The sequence below is a fragment of the Klebsiella sp. BIGb0149 genome (assembly GCF_004362605.1).
Taxonomy (GTDB): Bacteria; Pseudomonadota; Gammaproteobacteria; order Enterobacterales; family Enterobacteriaceae; genus Klebsiella; species Klebsiella terrigena.
In genome coordinates, this window is the sequence record NZ_SNYG01000001.1 from 737,201 (window position 1) to 760,747 (window position 23,547).

General features: G+C 59.0%; 18 protein-coding genes. 15 read left to right on the forward strand and 3 right to left on the reverse strand.

The annotated features are described in order from the left end of the window. Nucleotides 1–80 precede the first annotated feature (80 nt). The 8 genes from ihfB to EDF75_RS03520 all read left to right on the forward strand — a co-directional run bounded on the left by ihfB (nt 81) and on the right by EDF75_RS03520 (nt 9,004). Entirely contained in the window at nt 81–368 is a 288-nt protein-coding gene (gene ihfB, locus EDF75_RS03485; RefSeq protein ID WP_004100704.1) for an integration host factor subunit beta, read from the forward strand. A 209-nt stretch (nt 369–577) separates the two neighbouring features. Continuing rightward, complete coding sequence (locus tag EDF75_RS03490; RefSeq protein WP_133597078.1) at nt 578–2,842, forward strand: ComEC family protein; 2,265 nt, start codon at nt 578–580, stop codon at nt 2,840–2,842. Nucleotides 2,843–2,878: 36 nt separating this feature from the next. Continuing rightward, nucleotides 2,879–4,627, forward strand: a complete 1,749-nt coding sequence (gene msbA / locus EDF75_RS03495; RefSeq protein WP_045854656.1) for a lipid A ABC transporter ATP-binding protein/permease MsbA — start codon at nt 2,879–2,881, stop codon at nt 4,625–4,627. Beyond that, complete coding sequence (lpxK, locus tag EDF75_RS03500) at nt 4,624–5,604, forward strand: tetraacyldisaccharide 4'-kinase (protein ID WP_133597080.1); 981 nt, start codon at nt 4,624–4,626, stop codon at nt 5,602–5,604. Before msbA ends, lpxK begins: the two co-directional genes overlap by 4 nt. Nucleotides 5,605–5,661: 57 nt before the next feature. Next, nucleotides 5,662–6,891, forward strand: a complete 1,230-nt coding sequence (locus EDF75_RS03505; protein WP_133597082.1) for a winged helix-turn-helix domain-containing protein — start codon at nt 5,662–5,664, stop codon at nt 6,889–6,891. 154 nt (nt 6,892–7,045) lie between these two features. Beyond that, nucleotides 7,046–7,228, forward strand: a complete 183-nt coding sequence (ycaR, locus tag EDF75_RS03510) for a protein YcaR (RefSeq protein WP_041144800.1) — start codon at nt 7,046–7,048, stop codon at nt 7,226–7,228. After that, nucleotides 7,225–7,971: a 3-deoxy-manno-octulosonate cytidylyltransferase gene (kdsB, locus tag EDF75_RS03515; protein ID WP_041144801.1), complete on the forward strand. Its 747-nt coding sequence runs from the start codon at nt 7,225–7,227 to the stop codon at nt 7,969–7,971. The genes ycaR and kdsB overlap by 4 nt, the downstream gene beginning before the upstream one ends. Before the next feature lie 139 nt (nt 7,972–8,110). Next, a complete protein-coding gene (locus tag EDF75_RS03520; RefSeq protein ID WP_133597084.1) occupies nt 8,111–9,004 on the forward strand; it encodes a YcbJ family phosphotransferase in 894 nt (297 codons plus the stop codon). Here the strand turns inward: EDF75_RS03520 and elyC are convergent. After that, complete coding sequence (elyC, locus tag EDF75_RS03525; protein ID WP_133597086.1) at nt 8,981–9,760, reverse strand: envelope biogenesis factor ElyC; 780 nt, start codon at nt 9,758–9,760, stop codon at nt 8,981–8,983. The two genes, EDF75_RS03520 and elyC, sit on opposite strands and share 24 nt — an antisense overlap. Nucleotides 9,761–9,880: 120 nt before the next feature. On the opposite strand from elyC, the gene cmoM reads away from it, so the two are divergent. From cmoM to EDF75_RS03560, 7 genes are all read left to right on the forward strand, one after another. Next, nucleotides 9,881–10,681, forward strand: a complete 801-nt coding sequence (gene cmoM / locus EDF75_RS03530; RefSeq protein WP_132511809.1) for a tRNA uridine 5-oxyacetic acid(34) methyltransferase CmoM — start codon at nt 9,881–9,883, stop codon at nt 10,679–10,681. Next, entirely contained in the window at nt 10,678–12,000 is a 1,323-nt protein-coding gene (gene mukF / locus EDF75_RS03535; RefSeq protein WP_041144805.1) for a chromosome partition protein MukF, read from the forward strand. Before cmoM ends, mukF begins: the two co-directional genes overlap by 4 nt. Beyond that, a complete protein-coding gene (gene mukE, locus EDF75_RS03540; protein WP_133597088.1) occupies nt 11,981–12,685 on the forward strand; it encodes a chromosome partition protein MukE in 705 nt (234 codons plus the stop codon). Before mukF ends, mukE begins: the two co-directional genes overlap by 20 nt. After that, nucleotides 12,685–17,133, forward strand: a complete 4,449-nt coding sequence (gene mukB, locus EDF75_RS03545; RefSeq protein WP_133597090.1) for a chromosome partition protein MukB — start codon at nt 12,685–12,687, stop codon at nt 17,131–17,133. Before mukE ends, mukB begins: the two co-directional genes overlap by 1 nt. A gap of 197 nt (nt 17,134–17,330) precedes the next feature. Beyond that, entirely contained in the window at nt 17,331–19,121 is a 1,791-nt protein-coding gene (gene ldtD / locus EDF75_RS03550; RefSeq protein ID WP_133597092.1) for a L,D-transpeptidase, read from the forward strand. Between the two features lie 304 nt (nt 19,122–19,425). After that, the gene (locus EDF75_RS03555) at nt 19,426–19,977 is read left to right on the forward strand and encodes a YcbK family protein (RefSeq protein ID WP_041147566.1); all 552 of its coding nucleotides are present in this window, start codon (nt 19,426–19,428) and stop codon (nt 19,975–19,977) included. A gap of 13 nt (nt 19,978–19,990) precedes the next feature. Then, entirely contained in the window at nt 19,991–20,638 is a 648-nt protein-coding gene (locus EDF75_RS03560) for an MBL fold metallo-hydrolase (protein WP_045854667.1), read from the forward strand. Between the two features lie 66 nt (nt 20,639–20,704). Here the strand turns inward: EDF75_RS03560 and EDF75_RS03565 are convergent, their stop codons facing one another. After that, the gene (locus tag EDF75_RS03565) at nt 20,705–21,895 is read right to left on the reverse strand and encodes an amino acid aminotransferase (RefSeq protein ID WP_045854668.1); all 1,191 of its coding nucleotides are present in this window, start codon (nt 21,893–21,895) and stop codon (nt 20,705–20,707) included. A gap of 191 nt (nt 21,896–22,086) precedes the next feature. Further along, nucleotides 22,087–23,169, reverse strand: a complete 1,083-nt coding sequence (locus tag EDF75_RS03570) for a porin (RefSeq protein WP_133597094.1) — start codon at nt 23,167–23,169, stop codon at nt 22,087–22,089. Nucleotides 23,170–23,547 lie beyond the last annotated feature (378 nt).

Here is a 23,547-nt window from a genome sequence, read left to right on the forward strand (position 1 = left end):
AATCAAGCACAAAGGGCGGCTACGGCCGCCCTTGTTTAAAGCTGTTAGCTAATCTGGCCCTGAAGGAAACCGGAGGAAAAATGACCAAGTCAGAATTGATAGAAAGACTTGCCAGCCAGCAATCCCACATTCCTGCGAAAGCGGTTGAAGATGCTGTTAAAGAAATGCTGGAACATATGGCCTCAACGCTTGCTCAAGGTGAGCGCATTGAAATCCGCGGTTTCGGCAGCTTCTCTTTGCATTACCGAGCACCTCGCACCGGGCGTAACCCGAAAACTGGCGATAAAGTCGAGCTGGAAGGCAAGTACGTTCCGCACTTTAAGCCTGGGAAAGAATTACGCGACCGCGCCAATATTTACGAAGAGTAAGTTTCGCTGAACGGCGTTAACGTACTCCGAAGATAAAAAAAGCACCCTCAGGTGCTTTTTTTATGCCCGCAATCCGACCTTCCTCGCAAACCTCTGCCTGCTTTAGCGCAACGCGCCGATATTCCCGGAAGCCGGCACCCGCGCCGCGACGCTGCTGGATGACTATAGACTAACCCGACGCGATACTTCCCTTAAACAGGGAGGTTGGCATGCGTTTACCCCAGCTTGCGGGTTGTGCGATCGTCGGAATCTTGCCGCTGCTGCTGCTCGCGCGGCTGCCCGAGCTGGCTACCCTGTGGTGGCTGGCGGGCCCGGCGTTTGCCGCGTCGCTGTTCCGCTGGCGGCCCCTGCGCTTCGCGGCGCTGACGCTGCTTTTTTTCCTCTGGGGCGTGCTGAGCGCTCATCAGGTCATCTGGCCGACGCACGCCTTATCCGGTAGTCCGCGGCGAGTAGAGGTTGAGCTGACGGCGACGGACGAGGGGACCCGCCATCAGGCAAATATCATCCGGGTGGAGGGGCGGCGGCTGCTCCCGGCGCCGGGGATCGCGCTCTACGGCCAGGCGTTTCCCGAACCGCCGTGCGCAGGGCAGCGCTGGATGATGACGGTTCATATTCGCCCGGTACACGGCCAGCTTAACGACGGCGGTTTTGACAGCCAGCGCTATGCCCTGGCGCAGTCTCGCCCCGTGACCGGGCGCTTCACGTCCGCAGAGGCTCTCGACCTGCGCTGCAGCCGACGCGCGGCCTATCTGCGCTCGTTAACCCGTACCCTCGATGCGCTGCCGTGGCGGTCGGTGATATTAGGATTAGGGATGGGGGAGCGGCTGGTGGTGCCGAAGGAGATCAAGCTCCTGATGCAGCAAACGGGGACCTCCCATCTGATGGCCATCTCCGGTTTACATATTGCGTTGGGTGCCATACTGGGTGGGCTACTGACTCGCGGCGCGCAGTTCTTTTTCCCCTGCCGCTGGATTGTCTGGCAGCTGCCGCTGCTGATTGGCCTGGCCTGCGCGCTGTTCTATGCCTGGCTTACCGGCATGCAGCCACCTGCGCTGCGAACCTGCGTCGCACTCGCCGCCGGCTGCGGGCTGCGGCTATCCGGCAGGCGCTGGACGTCATGGCAGATAGGGATATGCTGCGTGGGCGCTATTCTGTTTGCCGATCCGCTGGCCGTGCTATCCGACAGCCTGTGGCTCTCGGTATTTGCCGTGGCGACGCTCATTTTTTGGTACCAGCTGACGCCGCTGCCCCCGACATCGCGAGGCTGGCTGCTGCGCCAGCTGCTGGGGCTAAGCCACCTGCAGTTCGGGCTAATGCTGCTGCTGTTGCCGATGCAGATTGTTATCTTTCACGGTATCAGCCTGACCTCGTGGCTGGCGAACCTTGTTGCCGTGCCGCTGGTCACTTTTGCCATCGTGCCCCTTATTCTGGCAGCGATGCTGCTGCACCTTTGCGGCCCTGCGGCGGTTGAGATGGCGCTATGGCTATCGGCAGACCGCCTGCTGGCGGCGCTGTTCTGGTTTCTGCGCGGGCTGCCGCAGGGCTGGCTGCCGCTGGATTCTCGCTGGACGGGCGTCAGCGCGCTGCCCTGGCTGCTGCTGATTGTCTGGCGCTTTCACGCCTGGCGCTCGCTTCCGGCGCTGTGCCTGAGCAGCATCGTGCTGCTGAGTTGGCCCTTCTGGCGGCCGATGGCGAAGGAGGAGTGGCGCGTGACGATGCTGGACGTTGGGCAGGGGCTGGCGATGGTCATCGAACGGCAGGGAGCTGCAATCCTCTATGACACCGGCCTGGCCTGGCCCGAGGGCGACAGCGGTCAGCTGATTATCATCCCCTGGCTACGCTGGCACCATCTGCGGGTGGAAGGGATTATTTTGAGCCATGAGCATCTTGACCACCGCGGCGGCCTGAATTCGATACGCCGGGTCTGGCCAGCGGCCTGGATACGCAGCCCTCTGGGGTGGGTGGGGCATCGCGCGTGCAGAAGGGGAGAGCGCTGGCGATGGCGCGGTTTAACCTTTAGCGCGCTTTGGCCGCTGCTGGGAGCGACCGCAGCCGGCAATAATCGCTCCTGCGTGGTGCGCGTTGACGACGGCCGGCGCAGTATTTTGCTCACCGGTGATATCGAAGCGGTAGCAGAACGGGCAATGCTGAGCCGCTACTGGCAGCATCTGGCGTCTACACTTATCCAGGTTCCACATCATGGCAGCAATACCTCTTCGACCATTGCGCTGCTGCAGCGCACCGGCGGCGAGGCGGCGCTGGCCTCGGTATCCCGCTATAATGCGTGGCGTATGCCTTCGGATAAGGTTGTCCAGCGCTATCGACAGCAGGGCTACCGCTGGTTCGATACGGCCCGTCAGGGGCAAATTACGGCTATTTTTTCCCCAGATGGTTGGCAAATCCTTAGCTTACGAGATCAACTTTTACCTCGTTGGTATCATCAGTGGTTTGGCGAGACCGAGGATAACGGGTAGAATATGCGGCTATTTCAACATAAGCTGGTTTACTGAATGCAGAATGATAAAGATCTCTCCACGTGGCAGACCTTCCGCCGCCTCTGGCCGCTTATTGCGCCATTTAAAACCGGACTGATCGTCGCGGCAATTGCGTTAGTCTTTAACGCGGCTAGTGATACCTTCATGCTATCGCTTCTTAAACCGTTATTGGATGATGGTTTTGGTAAAACGGATCGCTCAGTGCTGCTATGGATGCCGCTGGTGGTGATTGGGCTGATGCTGCTGCGTGGCGTCACCAGCTATATTTCGAGCTACTGTATTTCGTGGGTTTCCGGCAAGGTCGTGATGACCATGCGACGCCGTTTATTCAGCCACATGATGGGGATGCCGGTCTCCTTTTTCGATAAACAGTCCACCGGTACGCTGCTGTCGCGCATCACCTATGATTCCGAGCAGGTTGCCTCGTCCTCTTCCAGCGCGCTGATCACCGTTGTGCGCGAAGGTGCGTCGATCATCGGTCTGTTTATCATGATGTTCTACTACAGCTGGCAGCTGTCGCTGATCCTGATCGTGCTGGCGCCAATCGTCTCCATCGCGATCCGCGTGGTCTCGAAGCGTTTTCGTAATATCAGCAAGAATATGCAGAACACCATGGGCCAGGTGACCACCAGCGCGGAACAGATGCTCAAAGGGCATAAAGAAGTGCTGATGTTTGGCGGCCAGGCCGTGGAAACCAAGCGTTTCGATAAAGTCAGCAACAAAATGCGCCTGCAGGGGATGAAAATGGTCTCCGCATCGTCCATCTCTGACCCCATCATTCAGCTGATCGCCTCTCTGGCGCTGGCGTTTGTGCTCTACGCCGCCAGCTTCCCAAGCGTCATGGAAACGCTGACTGCCGGTACGATTACCGTGGTCTTCTCCTCAATGATCGCCCTGATGCGTCCGCTGAAGTCTCTCACCAACGTCAACGCGCAGTTCCAGCGCGGGATGGCCGCCTGCCAGACGCTGTTTGCTATTCTTGATTCCGAGCAGGAAAAAGACGAAGGCACGCGGGTTATCGAGCGCGCGAAGGGGAGCCTTGAGTTCAGTAACGTCACCTTTACCTACCCTGGCCGTGAAACGCCGGCGCTGCGCAACATCAGCCTGAATATTCCGGAAGGTAAAACCGTGGCCCTGGTGGGACGTTCGGGATCGGGTAAATCGACAATTGCGAGCCTGATCACGCGCTTTTATGATATCGATGAAGGCCAGATTCTGCTCGACGGTCACGATCTGCGTGAATACACCCTGGCCTCCCTGCGCGATCAGGTCGCCCTGGTTTCGCAAAACGTGCACCTGTTCAACGATACCGTAGCCAACAACATTGCCTACGCGCGCAACGAAGAGTACAGCCGCGAGCAGATCGAAGAGGCGGCGCGGATGGCCTATGCCATGGACTTTATTAGTAAAATGGATAACGGCCTCGATACCGTCATCGGCGAGAACGGCGTGCTGCTTTCCGGCGGCCAGCGCCAGCGTATCGCCATCGCGCGCGCGCTGCTGCGCAACAGCCCAATCCTGATCCTCGATGAGGCAACGTCGGCGCTGGATACCGAATCTGAACGCGCCATTCAGGCGGCGCTGGACGAGCTGCAGAAAAACCGCACCTCGCTGGTGATCGCCCACCGCCTGTCAACCATCGAGAAGGCCGATGAAATCGTGGTGGTCGAAGATGGACGCATCGTTGAACGCGGCAGCCACGCTGACCTGCTGGAACATCGCGGCGTTTACGCTCAGCTGCATAAAATGCAATTTGGCCAATGATTGCGCGCATCTGGTCCGGTGAGTCGCCTTTATGGCGGCTGCTGCTTCCGCTCTCCTGGCTTTACGGCCTGGTGAGCGGCCTGATTCGTCTCAGCTATCGGCTGGGGCTGAAGAAGGCCTGGCGCGCGCCGGTTCCGGTTGTTGTTGTCGGTAACCTCACCGCCGGCGGTAACGGCAAGACGCCGGTTGTCATCTGGCTGGTGGAGCAGCTGCAGCAGCGCGGGATCCGCGTTGGCGTTGTTTCCCGCGGCTACGGCGGTAAGGCGGCGAGCTATCCGCTGGTGCTCAACAGCGCCACCGGCACATCGGAAGCCGGCGACGAGCCGGTGCTGATTTATCAACGCACCGGCGCGCCGGTGGCGGTCTCCCCCCAGCGCAGCGATGCGGTGCGGGCGCTGCTTGCCGTACACGACCTGCAGCTTATCGTCACCGACGATGGCCTGCAGCACTACGGGCTGGCGCGCGATAAAGAAATCGTGGTTATTGACGGCGTACGCCGCTTTGGCAACGGCTGGTGGCTGCCGGCCGGGCCGATGCGCGAACGCGCCTCACGCCTGCGCAGCGTCGACGCCATTATCGCTAACGGCGGCGTCGCGCGGCCGGGAGAGATAGCCATGCAGCTGCGCCCCGGGCAGGCGGTGAATGTGCTTAACGGCGAACGACGCGATGTGGCGAGCTTTGATAACGTCGTCGCGATGGCCGGGATTGGCCATCCGCCGCGCTTTTTTGCCACCCTCGAAGGCTGCGGCGTGCGGCCGATAAAAACCGTGGCGCTGGCCGATCATCAGGCCCTTACCCGTGCCGACGTTGCCGCGCTGGTGACCGAGCGGCAAACGCTGCTGATGACCGAAAAAGACGCGGTGAAATGCCGGGCCTTTGCCGAAGCCAACTGGTGGTATCTGCCCGTCGACGCCATAATGACGGACGAACGCGCGCAGCGGCTGCTTACGGATCTGGCGACGCTGGCGCAACGTTAGTTTTCGCCACGCCTGCTTTCGGTGCCGCTGTATCGGGATCCACAACGGAGAACCTGCATGTCGGTACTAACGCTTTCACTTAAAGAAGCCCGCCATCTTCACCTTGCGGCGCAGGGCCTGCTGAAAAAGCCCCGCCGTCGCGCCCAATCGGCCGATATTCTGCAGGCTATCCGCCAGATGTCGCTGCTGCAAATTGATACCATCAACGTTGTCGCCCGCAGCCCCTATCTGGTGCTCTTCAGCCGCCTCGGCGGCTATCCGCAAAGCTGGCTGGACGAGGCGCTGCGCGCGGGCGAACTCATGGAATACTGGGCTCATGAGGCCTGTTTTTTACCACGCAGCGATTTTTCGCTGGTGCGCCACCGTATGCTGACGCCGGATAACATGGGCTGGAAGTATCATAAGGGGTGGATGACGGAGCATGCGGATGATATCCAGCTGCTGCTGGAGCACATCGCGCAAAATGGCCCGGTACGCTCGGCCGACTTTAGCCATCCGCGTAAAGGTGCCAGCGGCTGGTGGGAGTGGAAGCCGCACAAGCGTCATCTGGAGGGGCTGTTTACCGCCGGCGAAGTGATGGTCGTGGAACGGCGCAACTTTCAGCGGGTTTACGACCTGACGCAGCGGGTGATGCCGCACTGGGACGATGCGCGCGATGCGCTGTCGCAGGCGCAGGCTGAAGAGATTATGCTGCGCAATAGCGCCCGCAGCCTGGGTATTTTCCGCCCGCAGTGGCTGGCGGACTATTATCGCCTGCGGCAGCCGGCGCTCGCGGGCCTGCTGGCAAACTGGCAGGAAGAGGGGCTGGTGACGGCGGTGAACGTCGAAGGGCTCGGCGATATGTGGCTGCACCGGGAGGCTCTGCAGCAGCTGGAGGCGGCGCCGGGCGGCAGGCTTTCGGCGAGCCATAGCGCGGTGCTGTCGCCGTTCGACCCGGTCGTCTGGGACCGTAAGCGCGCCGAGCAGCTGTTTAATTTTAGCTACCGCCTCGAGTGCTACACGCCGGCGCCAAAGCGCCAGTATGGCTACTTCGTGCTGCCGCTGCTGCATCAGGGCAGGCTGGTGGGCCGCATGGACAGCAAAATGCATCGCAAAACCGGAGTTCTGGAAATTTTCTCGCTATGGCTGGAAGAGGGCGTCAAGGTGACCTCTGGCCTGGAGAGTGGGCTGCAGCGGGCGATTGACGATTTTGCCCGCTGGCAGCAGGCCGAACGCGTGAGCCTAGGCCAACTGCCGGCGGAACTCTTTGCCGACCGCCGGCAGGGCTGGCAGCTCGAAGCTAGTTGAGGACTCGGCATCCGTCCGGCCGCATCGCCAAACGCCGCTCGGCAGCGGCGCGTCGGCGGGCTTTCGCCCCTTAGCCGCTCGCGCAAACGGATCCCGGTGTCAGGTATCCTGTGCTATGCTGCTGCGGAATCTATTCGGTCCATCAGGAGGAAACATGGATCACCGTTTACTTGAAATTATCGCCTGTCCTGTTTGCAACGGTAAACTGTATTACAGCCAGGATAAGCAAGAGCTTATCTGCAAAATTGACAGCCTGGCCTTTCCTCTGCGCGACGGTATTCCCGTATTGCTGGAAACCGAAGCCCGCTCGCTAGCCGTTGGAGAGAGCCACTCATGAGTTTTGTGGTCATCATTCCTGCGCGCTTTGCCTCCACGCGTTTGCCCGGTAAGCCACTGCAGGATATCAACGGCAAACCGATGATTGTCCATGTGCTGGAGCGCGCGCGCGAGTCCGGGGCCGAGCGTATTATCGTCGCTACCGACCATGAAGAGGTGGCGCGCGCGGTGGAAGCCGCCGGCGGCGAAGTGTGCATGACGCGCGCCGATCATCAGTCCGGCACTGAACGCCTGGCGGAAGTTGTCGAGAAGTGCGCCTTCAGCGATGAGACGATTATCGTCAATATTCAGGGCGACGAGCCGATGATCCCGCCGGCGATTGTGCGCCAGGTGGCCGAGAATCTGGCCTCCAGCACCAGCGGGATGGCGACGCTGGCGGTGCCGATCCACGATGCCGAAGAGGCGTTCAATCCGAATGCGGTGAAGGTGGTGATGGATGCCGAAGGCTACGCCCTCTACTTCTCCCGCGCCACGATTCCCTGGGATCGCGATCGCTTTGCGCAGTCCCGCGACGCCATCGGCGATTCGCTGCTGCGTCATATCGGCATCTACGGCTATCGCGCAGGCTTTATCCGCCGCTATGTCAGCTGGGCGCCGAGCCCGCTGGAGCAGATCGAAATGCTCGAGCAGCTGCGCGTGCTGTGGTACGGCGAAAAAATCCATGTCGCGGTAGCGGAAGTTGTCCCGGGCACCGGCGTCGATACGCCGGAAGATCTGGAGCGCGTTCGCGCCGAGCTGCGTTAATTCCCCGATCCCCTCCGTTAGGAGGGGATATCCTCAGGCTATTTTTCCATACTTTTCGCCGCAATTTTTGATCTCACCCGATGACAACCTCGCGACCGGCGCTCATGATAAAACCAGTAGTGTTCATGAGGGTAATTCAATGGAACAGTTGCGAACCGAGCTGAGTCACCTGCTGGGCGAAAAGCTCAGCCGGGTAGAGTGCGTGAGCGAGAAGCCCTTAACGGCGCTGTGGGCGCTCTATGATGCACAGGGAAATCCGCTGCCGCTGCTGGCGAGAAGCTTCACCACGCCCGGCGTCGCGCGCCAGCTGGCGTGGAAGATATCAACCCTGGCCCGCAGCGGCTCCGTGCGTATGCCGGTGGTCTACGGCGTGATGACGCATGAGGAGCACCCCGGGCCGGACGTTCTGCTGATTGAGCGGCTGCGCGGCGTCTCCGTCGAAGCCCCGGCCCGCACTCCGCAGCGCTGGGAGCAGCTGCAGGAGCAGATCGTTGAAGCGCTGCTGTCGTGGCACCGTCAGGATAGCGGCGGCTGCGTCGGGGTGGTGGATTGTACGCAGGAAAACCTGTGGCCAAACTGGTACCGCCAGCGGGTGGAGGTTCTGTGGGGGACGCTTAACCTGTATCAGGATACCGGCCTGACGATGAAGGACAAGCGGATCCTCTTCCGCTCGCGCGAGTGCCTTGGCGAATTATTTAAAGACTTCAACGACAACTGCGTGCTGGTGCACGGCAGCTTCACGCTGCGCAGCATGCTAAAGGACGCGCGTAGTGACCAGCTGCTGGCCATGGTGGGGCCGGGGATGATGCTGTGGGCGCCGCGTGAATATGAGCTTTTCCGCCTCTGCGACGGCGGGCAGGCAGAACAGCTGCTGTGGCACTATCTGCACCGCGCGCCGGTAGCGGAATCCTTTCTCTGGCGGCGCTGGCTCTATCTGCTGTGGGACGAGGTCGACAGCCTGGTCAACACCGGGCGCTTCGATCGCGCCCGCTTTGATTTGGCGGCGAAATCACTCCTGCCCTGGCTCGCCTGACGCGCCTTTGAGCCACTGCCAGACGCGCCCCAGCGTTTCATAGCCGACGCGATCGCTGTGCATCAGCCAGAAGGGAGACGGGATTGCGCGCTCCCAGGGATTTAACGGCGATTCGACCGCCAGCTGGTTGGCCGGTGCCGGCAGCGGATTGAGCCCGGCATGGCGGAAGAAGATCATCGCGCGCGGCAGATGCGACGCGGAGGTGACCAGCAGGAAAGGCGCATCGCCAATCGCCTGTTTTACCGCCTGAGCCTCTTCTTCCGTATCCTTTGGCCGATCGAGGACGATAATGTCGCCGGCCGGCACGCCGAGGCTCTCCGCGACGCGAGCGCCGGCCAGCGCGGTGCTGACCGGGTTGGTTTTCGCCGCGGCGCCGGTAAAGATCATCTTCGATCCCGGATTCTCATGCCACAGGCGGATCCCTTCGGTCAGTCGCGGCAGGCTGTTGTTAATCAGGTTCGAGCTGGGCGCCCACGCCGAATTCCACGTGTACCCGCCGCCGAGCACCACCACATACTGAACCTTTTCGCTGCCGCGCCATGTCGGATAGGTATCTTCAATCGGCTTGAGCAAGCTGTCGGCCACCGGCTGCAGGCTGAGCAGGGCCAGCAGCAGCCAGCCGATGCTGACGCAGGCCTTGCCGGTTTTTTGCCAACGGCTAAACCACAGCAGCGCGATGCCGAAAGCGATCAGCATCAGCAGCAGGGGAAGGGGCAGCATCATGCCGCCCAAATATTTTTTCAGCGTAAAAAGCATGCCAGATGGGTCCTTTTTAACCACATAACCAAACTTATGCCCCGATCTTATAACAGATCGCTTCACTCTCAGCGCGGGTATGACAAAATAGCGGCTTTGTGTTGGCTTGTGGAGTCGCCCGTGCAGGATCGCAATTTCGATGACATTGCCGAAAAGTTTTCGCGCAATATATACGGCACCACCAAGGGCGAACTGCGCCAGGCTATCCTCTGGCAGGATCTGCAGCCGCTGCTGGATCGGCTGGGTCCCGGGCCGCTGCGCGTTCTCGACGCCGGCGGCGGCGAGGGGCAAACGGCGGTAAAGGTGGCTCAGATGGGTCATCACGTCACGCTCTGCGATCTTTCTGCCGAGATGGTTGCTCGCGCCCGGCAGGCGGCAGTCGATAAAGGTGTGATCGACAACATGCATTTTGTACAATGCGCGGCTCAGGATATTGCGCAGCATTTGGAAAGCCCGGTCGATCTGATACTGTTTCATGCGGTGCTGGAATGGGTGGCCGAGCCTCAGGAGATGCTGCGGGCGCTGTGGTCGGTACTGCGTCCCGGCGGCGCGCTGTCGCTAATGTTCTACAATGCTAACGGTCTGCTGATGCACAACATGGTCGTCGGAAACTTCGATTACGTGCAGATCGGGATGCCAAAAAAGAAAAAACGCACGCTATCGCCGGACTATCCGCGTTCGCCGGAGCAGGTGTACGGCTGGCTGGAAGAGCAGGGCTGGCAAATTACCGGCAAAACCGGCGTGCGGGTGTTTCATGACTATCTGCGTGAAAAACGCAGACAGCGCGACAATTTTGCGGCGCTGCTGGAGCTGGAGACGCGCTACTGTCGCCAGGAGCCGTATATTAGCCTGGGTCGCTATATTCACGTCACCGCGATGAAGAACCAGGCTCAGAGCTGCAGATGCAAGGATAAAGTATGAGTGAATTTTCCCAGACAGTCCCCGAACTGGTTGCCTGGGCCAGAAAAAATGATTTTTCTATTTCGCTGCCGGTCGACAGACTCTCTTTTCTGCTGGCGGTTGCCACGCTGAACGGCGAGCGGCTTGAAGGGGAAATGACCGAGGGAGAACTGGTGGACGCGTTCCGCCACGTCAGTGATGCGTTTGAGCAGACCAGCGAAACCATCAGCCAGCGCGCCAATAACGCGATTAACGATATGGTGCGCCAGCGTCTGCTGAACCGCTTTACCAGCGAACTCACGGAAGGCAACGCTATTTATCGCCTGACGCCGTTAGGTATTGGGATTACCGACTACTATATTCGCCAGCGCGAGTTTTCCACGCTGCGCCTGTCGATGCAGCTCTCGATCGTCGCCGGCGAGCTCAAGCGCGCCGCCGATTCTGCGGAAGAGGGCGGCGACGAGTTTCACTGGCATCGTAACGTCTTCGCGCCGCTGAAATATTCGGTCGCGGAAATTTTTGACAGCATCGATCTGACCCAGAGGATCATGGACGAACAGCAGCAGCTGGTGAAGGACGACATCGCCCAGCTGCTGAACAAAGACTGGCGAGCGGCGATCTCCAGCTGCGAGCTGCTGCTTTCGGAAACCTCCGGGACGCTGCGCGAACTGCAGGATACGCTGGACGCGGCGGGCGATAAGCTGCAGGCTAACCTGCTGCGGATCCAGGACGCGACTATCGCGCGCGACGACCTGCATTTTGTCGATCGCCTGGTGTTCGATCTGCAGAGCAAGCTGGATCGTATCGTAAGCTGGGGCCAGCAGGCCATTGACCTGTGGATCGGCTACGATCGCCACGTGCACAAGTTTATCCGTACCGCTATTGATATGGATAAAAACCGCGTCTTTGCTCAGCGCCTGCGCCAGTCGGTGCAGACCTACTTCGATGCGCCGTGGGCCCTGACCCACGCCAGCGCCGACCGCCTGCTTGATATGCGTGACGAAGAGATGGCGCTGCTCGACGAAGAGGTCACCGGGGAGCTCCCTGAGGATCTGGAGTACGAAGAGTTTAATGAAATCCGTGAACAGCTGGCGGCCCTGATTGAAGCGCAGCTGGTTATTTATAAAGACAAAGGTCTGCCGCTGGACCTCGGCCTGGTCGTTCGCGAGTATCTGGCGCAGTATCCGCGCGCGCGGCACTTCGACGTGGCGAGAATCGTCGTCGATCAGGCGGTACGCCTGGGCGTAGCGCAAGCAGATTTCACCGGACTGCCGGCACAATGGCAGCCGATTAATGATTACGGAGCCAAGGTACAGGCGCATGTCATCGACAAATATTGAACAAGTGATGCCGGTTAAGCTGGCGCTGGCGTTGGGCAATCCGTTATTTCCGGCGCTGGATAGCGCCCTGCGTGCGGGCCGCCATATCGGCCTGGACGAACTGGATAATCACGCATTTTTGATGGATTTTCAGGACTACCTGGAAGAGTTTTACGCTCGCTATAACGTTGAGCTGATCCGCGCGCCGGAGGGGTTCTTCTACCTGCGTCCGCGCTCCACCACGCTGATCCCGCGCTCGGTGCTGTCAGAGCTGGATATGATGGTCGGCAAAATTCTTTGCTACCTCTACCTGAGCCCGGAGCGCCTGGCGAATGAGGGGATCTTCACCCAGCAGGAGCTCTACGACGAGCTGCTGAGCCTGGCGGACGAAGCCAGGCTGCTGAAGCTGGTGAACAACCGCTCCACCGGTTCGGACCTCGACAGGCAGAAGCTGCAGGAAAAAATGCGCGCGTCGCTTAACCGCCTGCGCCGTCTCGGCATGGTGTGGTTTATGGGCCATGACAGCAGCAAATTCCGCATTACCGAATCGGTGTTCCGCTTCGGCGCTGACGTTCGCGCCGGCGACGATCCGCGCGAGGCGCAGAAGCGCCTGATCCGCGACGGCGAAGCGATGGCGCTGGAGAATCACCTGCAGCTCAATGATGAGAATGAAGAGAATCAGCCGGATAGCGGGGAGGAAGAGTAATGATTGAACGCGGTAAATTTCGCTCGCTAACGCTGGTTAACTGGAACGGCTTTTTTGCCCGTACTTTTGACCTGGATGAACTGGTTACCACGCTTTCAGGGGGCAACGGCGCCGGGAAATCAACCACCATGGCGGCCTTCGTCACGGCCCTGATCCCGGACCTGACCCTGCTGCACTTCCGTAACACCACCGAAGCGGGCGCCACCAGCGGCTCGCGCGATAAGGGCCTGCACGGCAAGCTGCGCGCCGGGGTGTGCTACTCGGTGCTGGACGTTATCAACTCTCACCACCAGCGCGTGGTGGTAGGCGTACGCCTGCAGCAGATTGCCGGTCGCGACCGCAAAGTCGATATCAAGCCGTTTGCCATTCAGGGCCTGCCGGACTCTATTCAGCCGACTCAGCTGCTGACGGAAACCCTTAACGAACGCCAGGCGCGCGTCCTGAGCCTCAACGAGCTAAAAGATAAGCTGGAAGAGATAGAAGGGGTGCAGTTCAAGCAGTTCAATTCGATCACCGACTATCACTCGCTGATGTTCGACCTGGGCGTGGTCGCCCGCCGTCTGCGCTCGGCCTCTGACCGTAGCAAATACTATCGCCTGATCGAAGCCTCGCTGTACGGCGGGATCTCCAACACCATTACCCGCTCGCTGCGCGACTACCTGCTGCCGGAAAACAGCGGCGTACGCAAGGCGTTCCAGGATATGGAAGCCGCGCTGCGTGAAAACCGCATGACCCTGGAGGCGATTCGCGTCACGCAGTCCGACCGCGATCTGTTCAAGCACCTGATCAGCGAGGCCACCAACTACGTGGCGGCGGACTACATGCGTCACGCCAACGAGCGTCGCGTCCACCTGGATAAAGCGCTGGAGTACCGTCGCGATCTGTTCACCTCCCGCGCACAGCTGGCGGCAGAGCAGTATAAGCACGTCGATATGGCCCGCGAGCTGCAGGAGCATAACGGGGCAGAAGGCGATCTTGAGGCCGACTATCAGGCCGCCAGCGATCATCTGAACCTGGTGCAAACCGCGCTTCGCCAGCAGGAAAAAATCGAGCGCTACGAAGCGGATCTCGACGAGCTGCAGATCCGTCTTGAAGAGCAGAACGAAGTGGTGGCGGAAGCGACCGATCTGCAGGAAGAGAACGAGGCTCGTGCGGAAGCCGCAGAGCTGGAAGTGGATGAGCTGAAAAGCCAGCTTGCCGACTACCAGCAGGCGCTGGACGTCCAGCAGACCCGCGCGATCCAGTACAACCAGGCGCTGCAGGCCTTAGACCGTGCGAAGGCGCTGTGCCATCTGCCGGATTTAACCGCGGAAAGCGCCGGCGAGTGGCTGGAAACCTTCCAGGCGAAGGAGCAGGAAGCGACGGAGAAAATGCTGTCGCTGGAACAAAAAATGAGCGTTGCGCAAACCGCGCACGGTCAGTTTGAGCAGGCTTTCCAGCTGGTGGCGGCCATCAACGGCCCGCTGGCGCGTAACGAAGCCTGGAACGTGGCGCGCGAGCTGCTGCGCGACGGCGTCAACCAGCGCCATCACGCCGAACAGGCGCCGGGGCTGCGTAGCCGCCTGACCGAGCTGGAGCAGCGCCTGCGCGAGCAGCAGGAAGCTGAACGCCAGCTCAACGAATTCTGCAAACGCCAGGGCAAGCGTTACGATATTGACCGCCTGGAAACGCTGCACGAAGAGCTGGAAGCGCGAATTGCCTCCTTGTCCGACGGCGTCTCCTCCGCCAGCGAGCAGCGAATGACGCTGCGTCAGGAGCTGGAGCAGCTGCAGTCCCGTACCCAGACGCTGCTGCGTCGGGCGCCGATCTGGCTGGCGGCGCAGAACGCCCTCAGCCAGCTCTGCGAGCAGAGCGGGGAGCAGTTTGAATCAAGCCAGGACGTCACCGAATACCTCCAGCAGCTGCTGGAGCGCGAGCGCGAGGCTATCGTTGAGCGCGACGAAGTCGGCGCGCGTAAGCGGGCTATTGATGAAGAGATTGAGCGTCTTAGCCAGCCGGGCGGCTCGGAAGATCCGCGGCTGAATGCCCTGGCAGAACGTTTTGGCGGCGTGCTGTTGTCGGAAATTTATGACGACGTTAGCCTCGAAGATGCGCCGTACTTCTCGGCCCTGTACGGCCCGTCGCGCCATGCCATCGTGGTTCCCGACCTGTCGCAGCTCACCGGGCAGCTTGAAGGCCTGGAAGATTGCCCGGAAGATCTCTACCTGATCGAAGGCGATCCGCAGTCGTTCGATGATAGCGTCTTTAGCGTTGATGAGCTGGAAAAAGCGGTGGTCGTCAAGGTTGCCGATCGGCAGTGGCGCTACTCGCGCTTCCCGACGCTGCCGCTGTTTGGCCGCGCCGCCCGTGAAAGCCGTATTGAAAGCCTGCACGCCGAGCGGGAAGATCTGTCCGAGCGTTTTGCGACCCTGTCGTTCGACGTGCAGAAGACCCAGCGTCAGCACCAGGCCTTCAGCCGCTTTATCGGCAGCCACCTGGCGGTGGCCTTCGAAGACGATCCGGAAGAAGAGATCCGTAAGCTCAACGGCCGCCGCGGCGAGCTGGAGCGGGCGCTTAACGCCCACGAGAGCGATAACCAGCAGAACCGGCTGCAGTACGAGCAGGCAAAAGAGGGCGTTTCCGCGCTTAACCGCCTGCTGCCGCGCCTTAGCCTGCTGGCGGACGAGACGCTGGCCGATCGCGTCGACGAAATTCAGGAGCGCCTGGACGAAGCCGAGGAAGCGGCCCGCTTTATCCAGCAGCACGGCAATCAGCTGGCGAAGCTGGAACCGATGCTCTCGGTACTGCAGAGCGATCCGGAGCAGTTCGAGCAGCTGAAAGAAGACTACGCTTACTCGCAGCAAACCCAGCGTGAAGCGCGCCAGCAGGCGTTTGCGCTCAGCGAAGTGGTGCAGCGTCGCGCCCACTTTAGCTACTCTGATTCCGCGGAGATGCTCAGCGGCAACAGCGATCTCAACGAAAAGCTGCGCCAGCGTCTGGAGCAGGCGGAGGGCGAACGCAGTCGGGCTCGTGACGCCACGCGTACGCATACCGCGCAGCTCAACCAGTACAACCAGGTTCTGGCCTCGCTGAAAAGCTCGTATGACACCAAAAAAGAGCTGCTGGGCGATCTGTATAAAGAGCTGCAGGATATCGGCGTGCGCGCCGATAGCGGGGCGGAAGAGCGCGCCCGCGTGCGTCGTGATGAGCTGCATACGCGTCTGAGCAATAACCGCTCGCGGCGCAATCAGCTGGAAAAAGCCCTGACCTTCTGCGAAGCGGAGATGGACAACCTGACCCGCAGGCTGCGCAAGCTTGAGCGCGATTACTGCGAAATGCGTGAGCAGGTGGTCAGCGCCAAAGCCGGCTGGTGTGCGGTGATGCGGCTGGTGAAAGACAACGGCGTTGAGCGCCGGCTGCACCGTCGCGAGCTGGCCTACCTCTCGGCAGACGAGCTGCGTTCGATGTCGGATAAAGCGCTCGGCGCGCTGCGTCTGGCGGTGGCGGATAACGAACACCTGCGTGACGTGCTGCGAGTCTCTGAAGATCCGAAGCGTCCTGAGCGCAAAATTCAGTTCTTCGTTGCCGTCTACCAGCACCTGCGCGAGCGTATCCGTCAGGATATTATCCGCACCGACGACCCGGTCGAGGCGATCGAGCAGATGGAGATCGAGCTCAGCCGTCTGACCGAAGAGCTGACCAACCGCGAGCAGAAGCTGGCGATCAGCTCCCGCAGCGTGGCCAATATCATCCGCAAGACCATTCAGCGCGAGCAGAACCGTATTCGGATGCTCAACCAGGGCCTGCAGAGCGTCTCCTTTGGTCAGGTCAACAGCGTGCGTCTCAACGTCAACGTGCGGGAAACCCACTCGACGCTGCTCGACGTGCTGTCTGAGCAGCATGAGCAGCATCAGGATCTGTTCAACAGCAACCGCCTGACCTTCTCGGAAGCGCTGGCGAAGCTCTATCAGCGCCTCAATCCGCAGATTGATATGGGCCAGCGTACTCCGCAAACCATCGGTGAAGAGCTGCTGGACTACCGCAACTATCTGGAGATGGAAGTGGAAGTTAACCGCGGCTCCGACGGCTGGCTGCGCGCGGAGTCCGGCGCGCTGTCGACCGGGGAAGCGATCGGTACCGGGATGTCGATTCTGGTGATGGTCGTTCAGAGCTGGGAAGACGAGTCCCGCCGCCTGCGCGGTAAAGACCTGTCGCCGTGCCGTCTGCTGTTCCTCGACGAAGCGGCGCGTCTTGATGCCCGCTCTATCGCCACCCTGTTTGAGCTGTGCGAACGTCTGGAAATGCAGCTGATTATTGCCGCCCCGGAAAATATCAGCCCGGAAAAAGGCACCACCTATAAGCTGGTGCGTAAGGTGTTCAATAACCATGAGCACGTGCACGTGGTTGGCCTGCGCGGTTTCGCGGCCCAGCTGCCCCAAACGCTGCCGGGCACGGCGGACGCTTCCTGACCGATCTGCAGTGATATACAGTGAGTAGTCTAAAAGGGCGACATGATGTCGCCCTTTTTGTTAGCCGGTATGATGTGTTAACGTTGTATAATCTTTAAACTTCTTTACATTTGGGAAGGCAAAAGCGTTTTCGCCTTTATATACTGAGAGTGAGCCCTATTTTTAAGGGCGGCAATGTGTCAACAGGGGGGCAAGGGATGTTGCTAAAGAAACGGTATGGTCGTCAATTGTCGGCGCTGAGCTTGAGCCTGGCTTTTGCATTTGCTCCACTGTTCAATGTCCAGGCCGAAGAGCCTGAAGTCGTACCCACGGACAGTTCCGCCACGCTGGGAGAGCTTTCGTCTGCGCTGCTGCAAAACAACGGCCAGTCTGCCACGGTGGCGAAAATGGCCGGCGAGCAGCCCCTGGCGACCGAGGTCGCCGCGAAAAGCCGGGCTGAGATTGAAGCGCTGCTTCCCGCAGGCTATAAGCCCGTCTTTATGAATCCGCTGGTGTCGCTGTATGCGGCCAGGGATATGAAACCGATGTGGGATAGCCGTGAGGCGGTGCAGGCGTTTCAGCAGCAGCTGGCCGAAGTCGCTATCGCCGGCTTCCAGCCGCAGTTCACCACCTGGGTGAGCCTGCTGACCGATCCCGCGGTGAGCGGCATGGCGCGTGATGTCGTGCTGTCCGACGCCATGATGGGCTACCTGCATTTTATTAGCGGTATTCCGATTCAGGGCAACCGCTGGCTATACGGAACCAAACCCTACGTCATGGCCACGCCGCCGCTATCGGTCATCAATCAGTGGCAGCTGGCGCTGGACAACGGCGCTTTGCCGCAGTTTATTGCCGGACTCACGCCGCGTCATCCGCAGTATGAAGCGATGCATCAGGCTCTGCTGCAGCTGGTGGCCGATTCGCGTCCGTGGCCGCAGATGACCGGCAGCGCATCGCTGCGTCCTGGTGAGTGGAGTAATGATATCGGCGCGCTGCGCGAGATATTACAGCGTACCGGCATGCTGGATGATTCGGCGAAAATTACCCTCCCGGGCGACGTTGTCAGCCCGTCGGCGGGCAAGAAAAGCAAGCCGGCCGCCCGCGGCATTTACGATCGCCAGCTGGTTGAGGGCGTAAAGCGCTTTCAGGCCTGGCAGGGGCTGGGGGCGGACGGCGTGATCGGCCAATCCACGCGCGATGGGCTGAACGTCTCCGCGGCGCAGCGTGCCGGGGTGGTGGCGCTCAACATTCAGCGCCTGCGCCTGCTGCCAGGCAAGCTGTCGACCGGCATTATGGTGAATATTCCGGCCTTTTCGCTGGTCTATTACCAGGACGGTAGCCAGGTGCTGGCATCGCGGGTGATCGTCGGTCGTCCGGACCGTAAAACGCCGATGATGAGCAGCGCGCTGAATAACGTGGTGGTCAATCCGCCGTGGAACGTGCCGCCGACGCTGGCGCGCAAAGATATTCTGCCGAAGGTGCGCAACGATCCGGGCTATCTTGAGCAGCATGGCTATACCCTGATGCGCGGCTGGAACAGCAAAGAGGCGATCGACCCTTATCGCGTAGACTGGTCGACCATCACCGAGAACAATCTCCCGTTCCGCTTCCAGCAGGCTCCGGGCGCGCGCAACTCGCTGGGGCGCTACAAATTCAACATGCCGAGTTCTGACGCTATCTATCTGCACGATACGCCGAACCACAACCTGTTCCAGAAAGACGTACGGGCGCTGAGCTCCGGCTGCGTGCGCGTGAATAAGGCCTCCGAGCTGGCAAATATGCTGCTGCAGGATGCGGGCTGGAACGATACGCGAATTTCCGCCGCGCTTAAGCAGGGCGATACCCGCTATGTGAATATCCGCAACAATATCCCGGTGAATCTTTATTATCTCACCGCCTTTGTTGGCGCTGATGGACGCACACAATATAGAACAGATATTTACAATTACGATCTCACCGCGCGATCTGGCGCACAAATTCTGGCAAAAGCCGAACAATTAATCAGGTAAATGAAGTAGTTCAACGGATATCGTTGTCCTAACTCTGGGTGAAAACAGGCGCTGTTCGTCTACAGGGCCTGTTTTCACTGGGGTTAGGCCGCCTTGACGTTGGCAATAATGCCCGGTAAGGTGCCTTTCGTGCGCCAGAAGTGCATATTACACAACACCATTAAAACTGCATTGAGGTGATAGGTCTGGGAACCTCCTGACGCTTGCTCCGGTAAGTGTGCGGGGGAGAAGACGTCGCCAGTAAAGAGGCAGCTTGAAGGATGGCGTGTATATTTCGATTCATTTACTTGTAGACCTGATTATCATGGACAAATTTGACGCTAATCGCCGCAAACTGCTGGCGCTAGGTGGCGCTGCGCTAGGTGCAGCAGCCATTTTGCCTGCGCCGGCATTTGCCACCCTCTCGACCCCCCGACCGCGTATTTTGACGCTGAATAACCTGCATACCGGTGAATCACTCAAAGCGGAGTTCTTCGATGGCAGAGGCTATATTCAGGATGAATTAGCAAGACTTAACCATTTTTTCCGTGATTTCCGCGCGAATAAAATAAAGTCCATCGATCCGAGCTTATTCGATCATCTTTATCGCCTGCAGGGATTACTTGGCACCAGTAAGCCTGTCCAGCTTATCTCCGGCTATCGTTCACTCGATACCAACGATGAGCTACGTGCACGAAGCCGGGGTGTGGCCAAACATAGCTACCACACCAAAGGCCAGGCCATGGATTTTCATATTGAAGGCATTTCGTTGAGCAATGTTCGCAAAGCGGCGTTATCTATGGGCGCGGGTGGTGTAGGATACTACCCACGTAGCAACTTTGTGCATATTGATACCGGTCCCGTAAGGCACTGGTAACGAAAGGAGCGTCATGAACTATCGTATTATTCCGGTTACCGCGTTCGCCCAGAACTGCTCTTTAATCTGGTGTGAGCAAACCCGACTTGCTGCGCTGGTCGATCCCGGCGGTGATGCAGAGCGAATCAAACAGGAAGTGACGGCAGCGGGCGTTAGCCTGATGCAGATTTTGCTCACTCACGGTCATCTCGACCACGTTGGTGCGGCAGCCGAGCTGGCGCAACACTACGGCGTGCCGATTATCGGTCCGGAAAAAGAAGATGAGTTCTGGCTGGAAGGACTCCCTGCGCAAAGCCGGATGTTCGGCCTGGAGGATTGCCAGCCGCTGCATCCTGACCGCTGGCTCAATGAAGGCGATGTCGTCAGCGTGGGGAACGTTTCTCTGCAGGTTCTGCACTGCCCGGGCCATACGCCGGGACACGTTGTTTTCTTCGACGACGCGTCGCGGCTGCTGGTTTCCGGCGACGTTATCTTCAAAGGTGGCGTCGGGCGCAGCGACTTCCCGCGCGGCGACCACGGCCAGCTGATCGACGCGATTAAACGCAAGCTGTTGCCTTTGGGCGATGACGTGACGTTTATCCCCGGCCACGGGCCGATGTCAACGCTGGGTCATGAGCGTTTGCACAATCCCTTCCTGCAGGATGAAATGCCGGTCTGGTAACCATACCGGACGCTAAATACAAAAAAGGCCGCAAATGCGGCCTTCTTTTTTTAGGGTCCTGCGGCGTTACAGTACGGCGACGATCGCTTCACACAGCGGCGCCATGTTGTCCGGCGTCATGCCGGCAACGTTGATACGCCCGGAAGCCACGGCGTAAATAGCGAACTCTTCGCGCAGGCGCAGAACCTGCTCTTTGGTCAGGCCGCTGAACGAGAACATACCGTTTTGCTTAGTGATGAAGGAGAAGTCGCGGTCAGCGCCTTTTTCCTGCAGGGTATTGACGAACAGCAGGCGCATACGCTGAATGCGCTGACGCATGTCGGTCAGCTCCTGCTCCCAGATAGCGCGCAGCGCATCGTTGCTGAGAATTGTCGCCACAACGGCAGCGCCGTGCGCCGGCGGGTTGGAGTAGTTAGCGCGGATCGCTGACTTCATCTGGCTGAACGCGCGGTCAACGGTGTCGCTATCGCTCGCGACCAGCGTACAGGCGCCAACGCGCTCATTGTACAGGCCGAAGTTCTTCGAGTAGGAGCTGGCAACCAGCAGCTCTTTGTGCAGTGCGGCAAAGGCGCGCAGGCCTTCAGCATCTTCTTCCAGACCGCGGGCAAAGCCCTGGTAGGCGAAGTCGAACAGCGGCAGCCAGCCCTTATCAACGGAGAGCTGTGCCAGCTGTTGCCACTGCTCCAGCGTCGGATCGATACCGGTTGGGTTGTGGCAGCAGCCGTGGAACAGAACAACGTCACCCGCCTGAGCTTCATTGAGGCTTGCCAGCAGGCCGGCAAAGTCGAGCGTGCGGCTAGCCGCATCGTAGTAGGTGTACTCGCGAACCTCGAGGCCGGCGGAATTGAATACGCTCTTGTGGTTCGGCCAGCTCGGGTTGCTCACCCAAACGCGCTTAACGTCGGTATTTTTGGCAAGGAAGTCGGCGGCAACGCGCAGGCCACCGGTACCGCCAGGAGTCTGTGCGGTACGCGCGCGCCTGTCGCTGATGATGGCGCTTCCTTTACCGAACAGCAGCTCCTGCGTGCATTGACCAAATTCCGGAATACCGTCGATACCCAGATAATTTTTTGTGGTCTCATTCTCCAGCAGATATTGCTCTGCCTTCTTCACGCTGGTCAGGACCGGGGTTTTACCCGTTTCATCTTTATAAACGCCAATCCCGAGGTTAATTTTTGTAGGACGGTCATCGGCACGAAACAGATCGGCCAGGCCCAGAATAGGGTCGGCAGGGGCGGCAGTAATGTTCTCAAACATGACGAGGTTCCATTGTGATTACTGAAGGGAGTTCCGCTATCAGGGTAACGGGAGAATGACCAATTGCCAACCGTTTGCGACAAAAAGCGCGAAGGTTTTCCAAAGTTACGATCTTTGCCTTAGGAACGTAGAAAAGCAGGACCGAAGTCCTGCTTTTTAGGCATATCACGAAGGGGTGTACTGATTAAAACTTAGAACTGGTAAACGATACCTACTGCAGCCTGGTCGTCGGTGGCTACGCCAGCAGTTTTGGTGTAATCGTTGTCGTCCAGCAGGTTGAATTTGTATGCTGCGTAGACGTTCATGTTCTTGTTGAAGTAGTACCAGGTACCCACTTCTACGTATTTAACCAGGTCAGCATCGCCGCCGGAGAAGCCAGCGCGGCCCTGCAGATCTTTGCCTTTGGTCTGAACGTAGCCAACGGACGGACGCAGACCGAAGTCGAACTGGTACTGAGCAACGGCTTCAAAGTTCTGAGTTTTGCCAGCGAAGTAGTTAGCCTGGTTTTCCGGAGTCATGTTGTAAGTCTGGGAGTACATCACTGCCGCATAGACGTTGTTTGCATCGTACTTAGCGGAGGTTGCCCATGCTTCAGCTTTGTCACCGTTGCCATCAGCTTTCTGAGCGATGCTGCGGTTAGAGCTCGCGTAGCCTGCAGACAGCGCGATACCGTTTTCGAATGCGTAGGTTGCAGAGGTGCTGACGCCGTCGCCGTTTTGTTTCTGGATAGCACGGCTCGCGTCGTTTTTACCCTGGTACTGCAGCGCGAAGCTCAGGCCGTCAACCAGACCGAAGAAGTCAGAGTTACGGTAGGTAGCAACGCCGTTGGTACGGCCGGTCATGAAGTTGTCGGTGTAGTTCCAGCCGTCGCCGCCCCACTCAACCAGCATATCGGTTGCAGCTTCAACGTCATAGATGGCACCGTAGTTACGGCCGTAGTCGAATGAACCGTATTCGCCAGCCTTCAGGCCTGCGAATGCCAGACGGGTTTTAGTCCCCTGGGAACCTTCAACGTTGGACGCGTCCATGTTGTATTCCCACTGGCCGTAACCGGTCAGCTGATCGTTGATCTGGGTTTCGCCCTTCAGGCCGATACGTGCATAGGTGGTGTCGGAGCTGTTGGTGTCGCCGTTTGTGGTCCAAACGTGCTCGCCAACCATTTTCCCGTAAAAGTCCAGTTTGTTGCCGTTTTTGTTATAGATTTCTGCAGCATTTGCTGCGCCGGCTACCAGCAGAGCAGGGATTACCACTGCCAGAATATTGCGCTTCATCATTATTTATTACCCTCATTAGTATTTTTATATGAACACTTGCCACTGCCGCCAATACATTCTGTCAATGAAAATTTACAGAACCATTGATGATAGTTTGGTGTCTGAAGGCATCTTTCCATCCGCGACATCGTTTCGCTAGCCGGAAAATGCTACCAATGTCGCATATGAGTAACAATTAGAAAGCGTATGTAACAAAATGTGAATTTTTGGGAACTTTGTGAACTCAATCAAAATTCCATTCCACTTTGCGTATAAAATCGTCATGGCTTATATATCTATATGAATTAATTATGATTAATTTGGATAAGTGGCGATTTGTGCATTTTGTGGCTGGATTTCGCTTTTTTTTCACACAGCATTTGTCTTTGCATGTTGTGC

Bases quoted from the DNA above. Each gene is read 5' to 3' on its own strand.
- ihfB (WP_004100704.1), top strand. From the start codon at position 81: ATGACCAAGTCAGAATTGATAGAAAGACTTGCCAGCCAGCAATCCCAC.
- EDF75_RS03490 (WP_133597078.1), top strand. From the start codon at position 578: ATGCGTTTACCCCAGCTTGCGGGTTGTGCGATCGTCGGAATCTTGCCG.
- msbA (WP_045854656.1), top strand. From the start codon at position 2,879: ATGCAGAATGATAAAGATCTCTCCACGTGGCAGACCTTCCGCCGCCTC.
- lpxK (WP_133597080.1), top strand. From the start codon at position 4,624: ATGATTGCGCGCATCTGGTCCGGTGAGTCGCCTTTATGGCGGCTGCTG.
- EDF75_RS03505 (WP_133597082.1), top strand. From the start codon at position 5,662: ATGTCGGTACTAACGCTTTCACTTAAAGAAGCCCGCCATCTTCACCTT.
- ycaR (WP_041144800.1), top strand. From the start codon at position 7,046: ATGGATCACCGTTTACTTGAAATTATCGCCTGTCCTGTTTGCAACGGT.
- kdsB (WP_041144801.1), top strand. From the start codon at position 7,225: ATGAGTTTTGTGGTCATCATTCCTGCGCGCTTTGCCTCCACGCGTTTG.
- EDF75_RS03520 (WP_133597084.1), top strand. From the start codon at position 8,111: ATGGAACAGTTGCGAACCGAGCTGAGTCACCTGCTGGGCGAAAAGCTC.
- elyC (WP_133597086.1), bottom strand. From the start codon at position 9,760: ATGCTTTTTACGCTGAAAAAATATTTGGGCGGCATGATGCTGCCCCTT.
- mukF (WP_041144805.1), top strand. From the start codon at position 10,678: ATGAGTGAATTTTCCCAGACAGTCCCCGAACTGGTTGCCTGGGCCAGA.
- mukE (WP_133597088.1), top strand. From the start codon at position 11,981: ATGTCATCGACAAATATTGAACAAGTGATGCCGGTTAAGCTGGCGCTG.
- mukB (WP_133597090.1), top strand. From the start codon at position 12,685: ATGATTGAACGCGGTAAATTTCGCTCGCTAACGCTGGTTAACTGGAAC.
- ldtD (WP_133597092.1), top strand. From the start codon at position 17,331: ATGTTGCTAAAGAAACGGTATGGTCGTCAATTGTCGGCGCTGAGCTTG.
- EDF75_RS03555 (WP_041147566.1), top strand. From the start codon at position 19,426: ATGGACAAATTTGACGCTAATCGCCGCAAACTGCTGGCGCTAGGTGGC.
- EDF75_RS03560 (WP_045854667.1), top strand. From the start codon at position 19,991: ATGAACTATCGTATTATTCCGGTTACCGCGTTCGCCCAGAACTGCTCT.
- EDF75_RS03565 (WP_045854668.1), bottom strand. From the start codon at position 21,895: ATGTTTGAGAACATTACTGCCGCCCCTGCCGACCCTATTCTGGGCCTG.
- EDF75_RS03570 (WP_133597094.1), bottom strand. From the start codon at position 23,169: ATGATGAAGCGCAATATTCTGGCAGTGGTAATCCCTGCTCTGCTGGTA.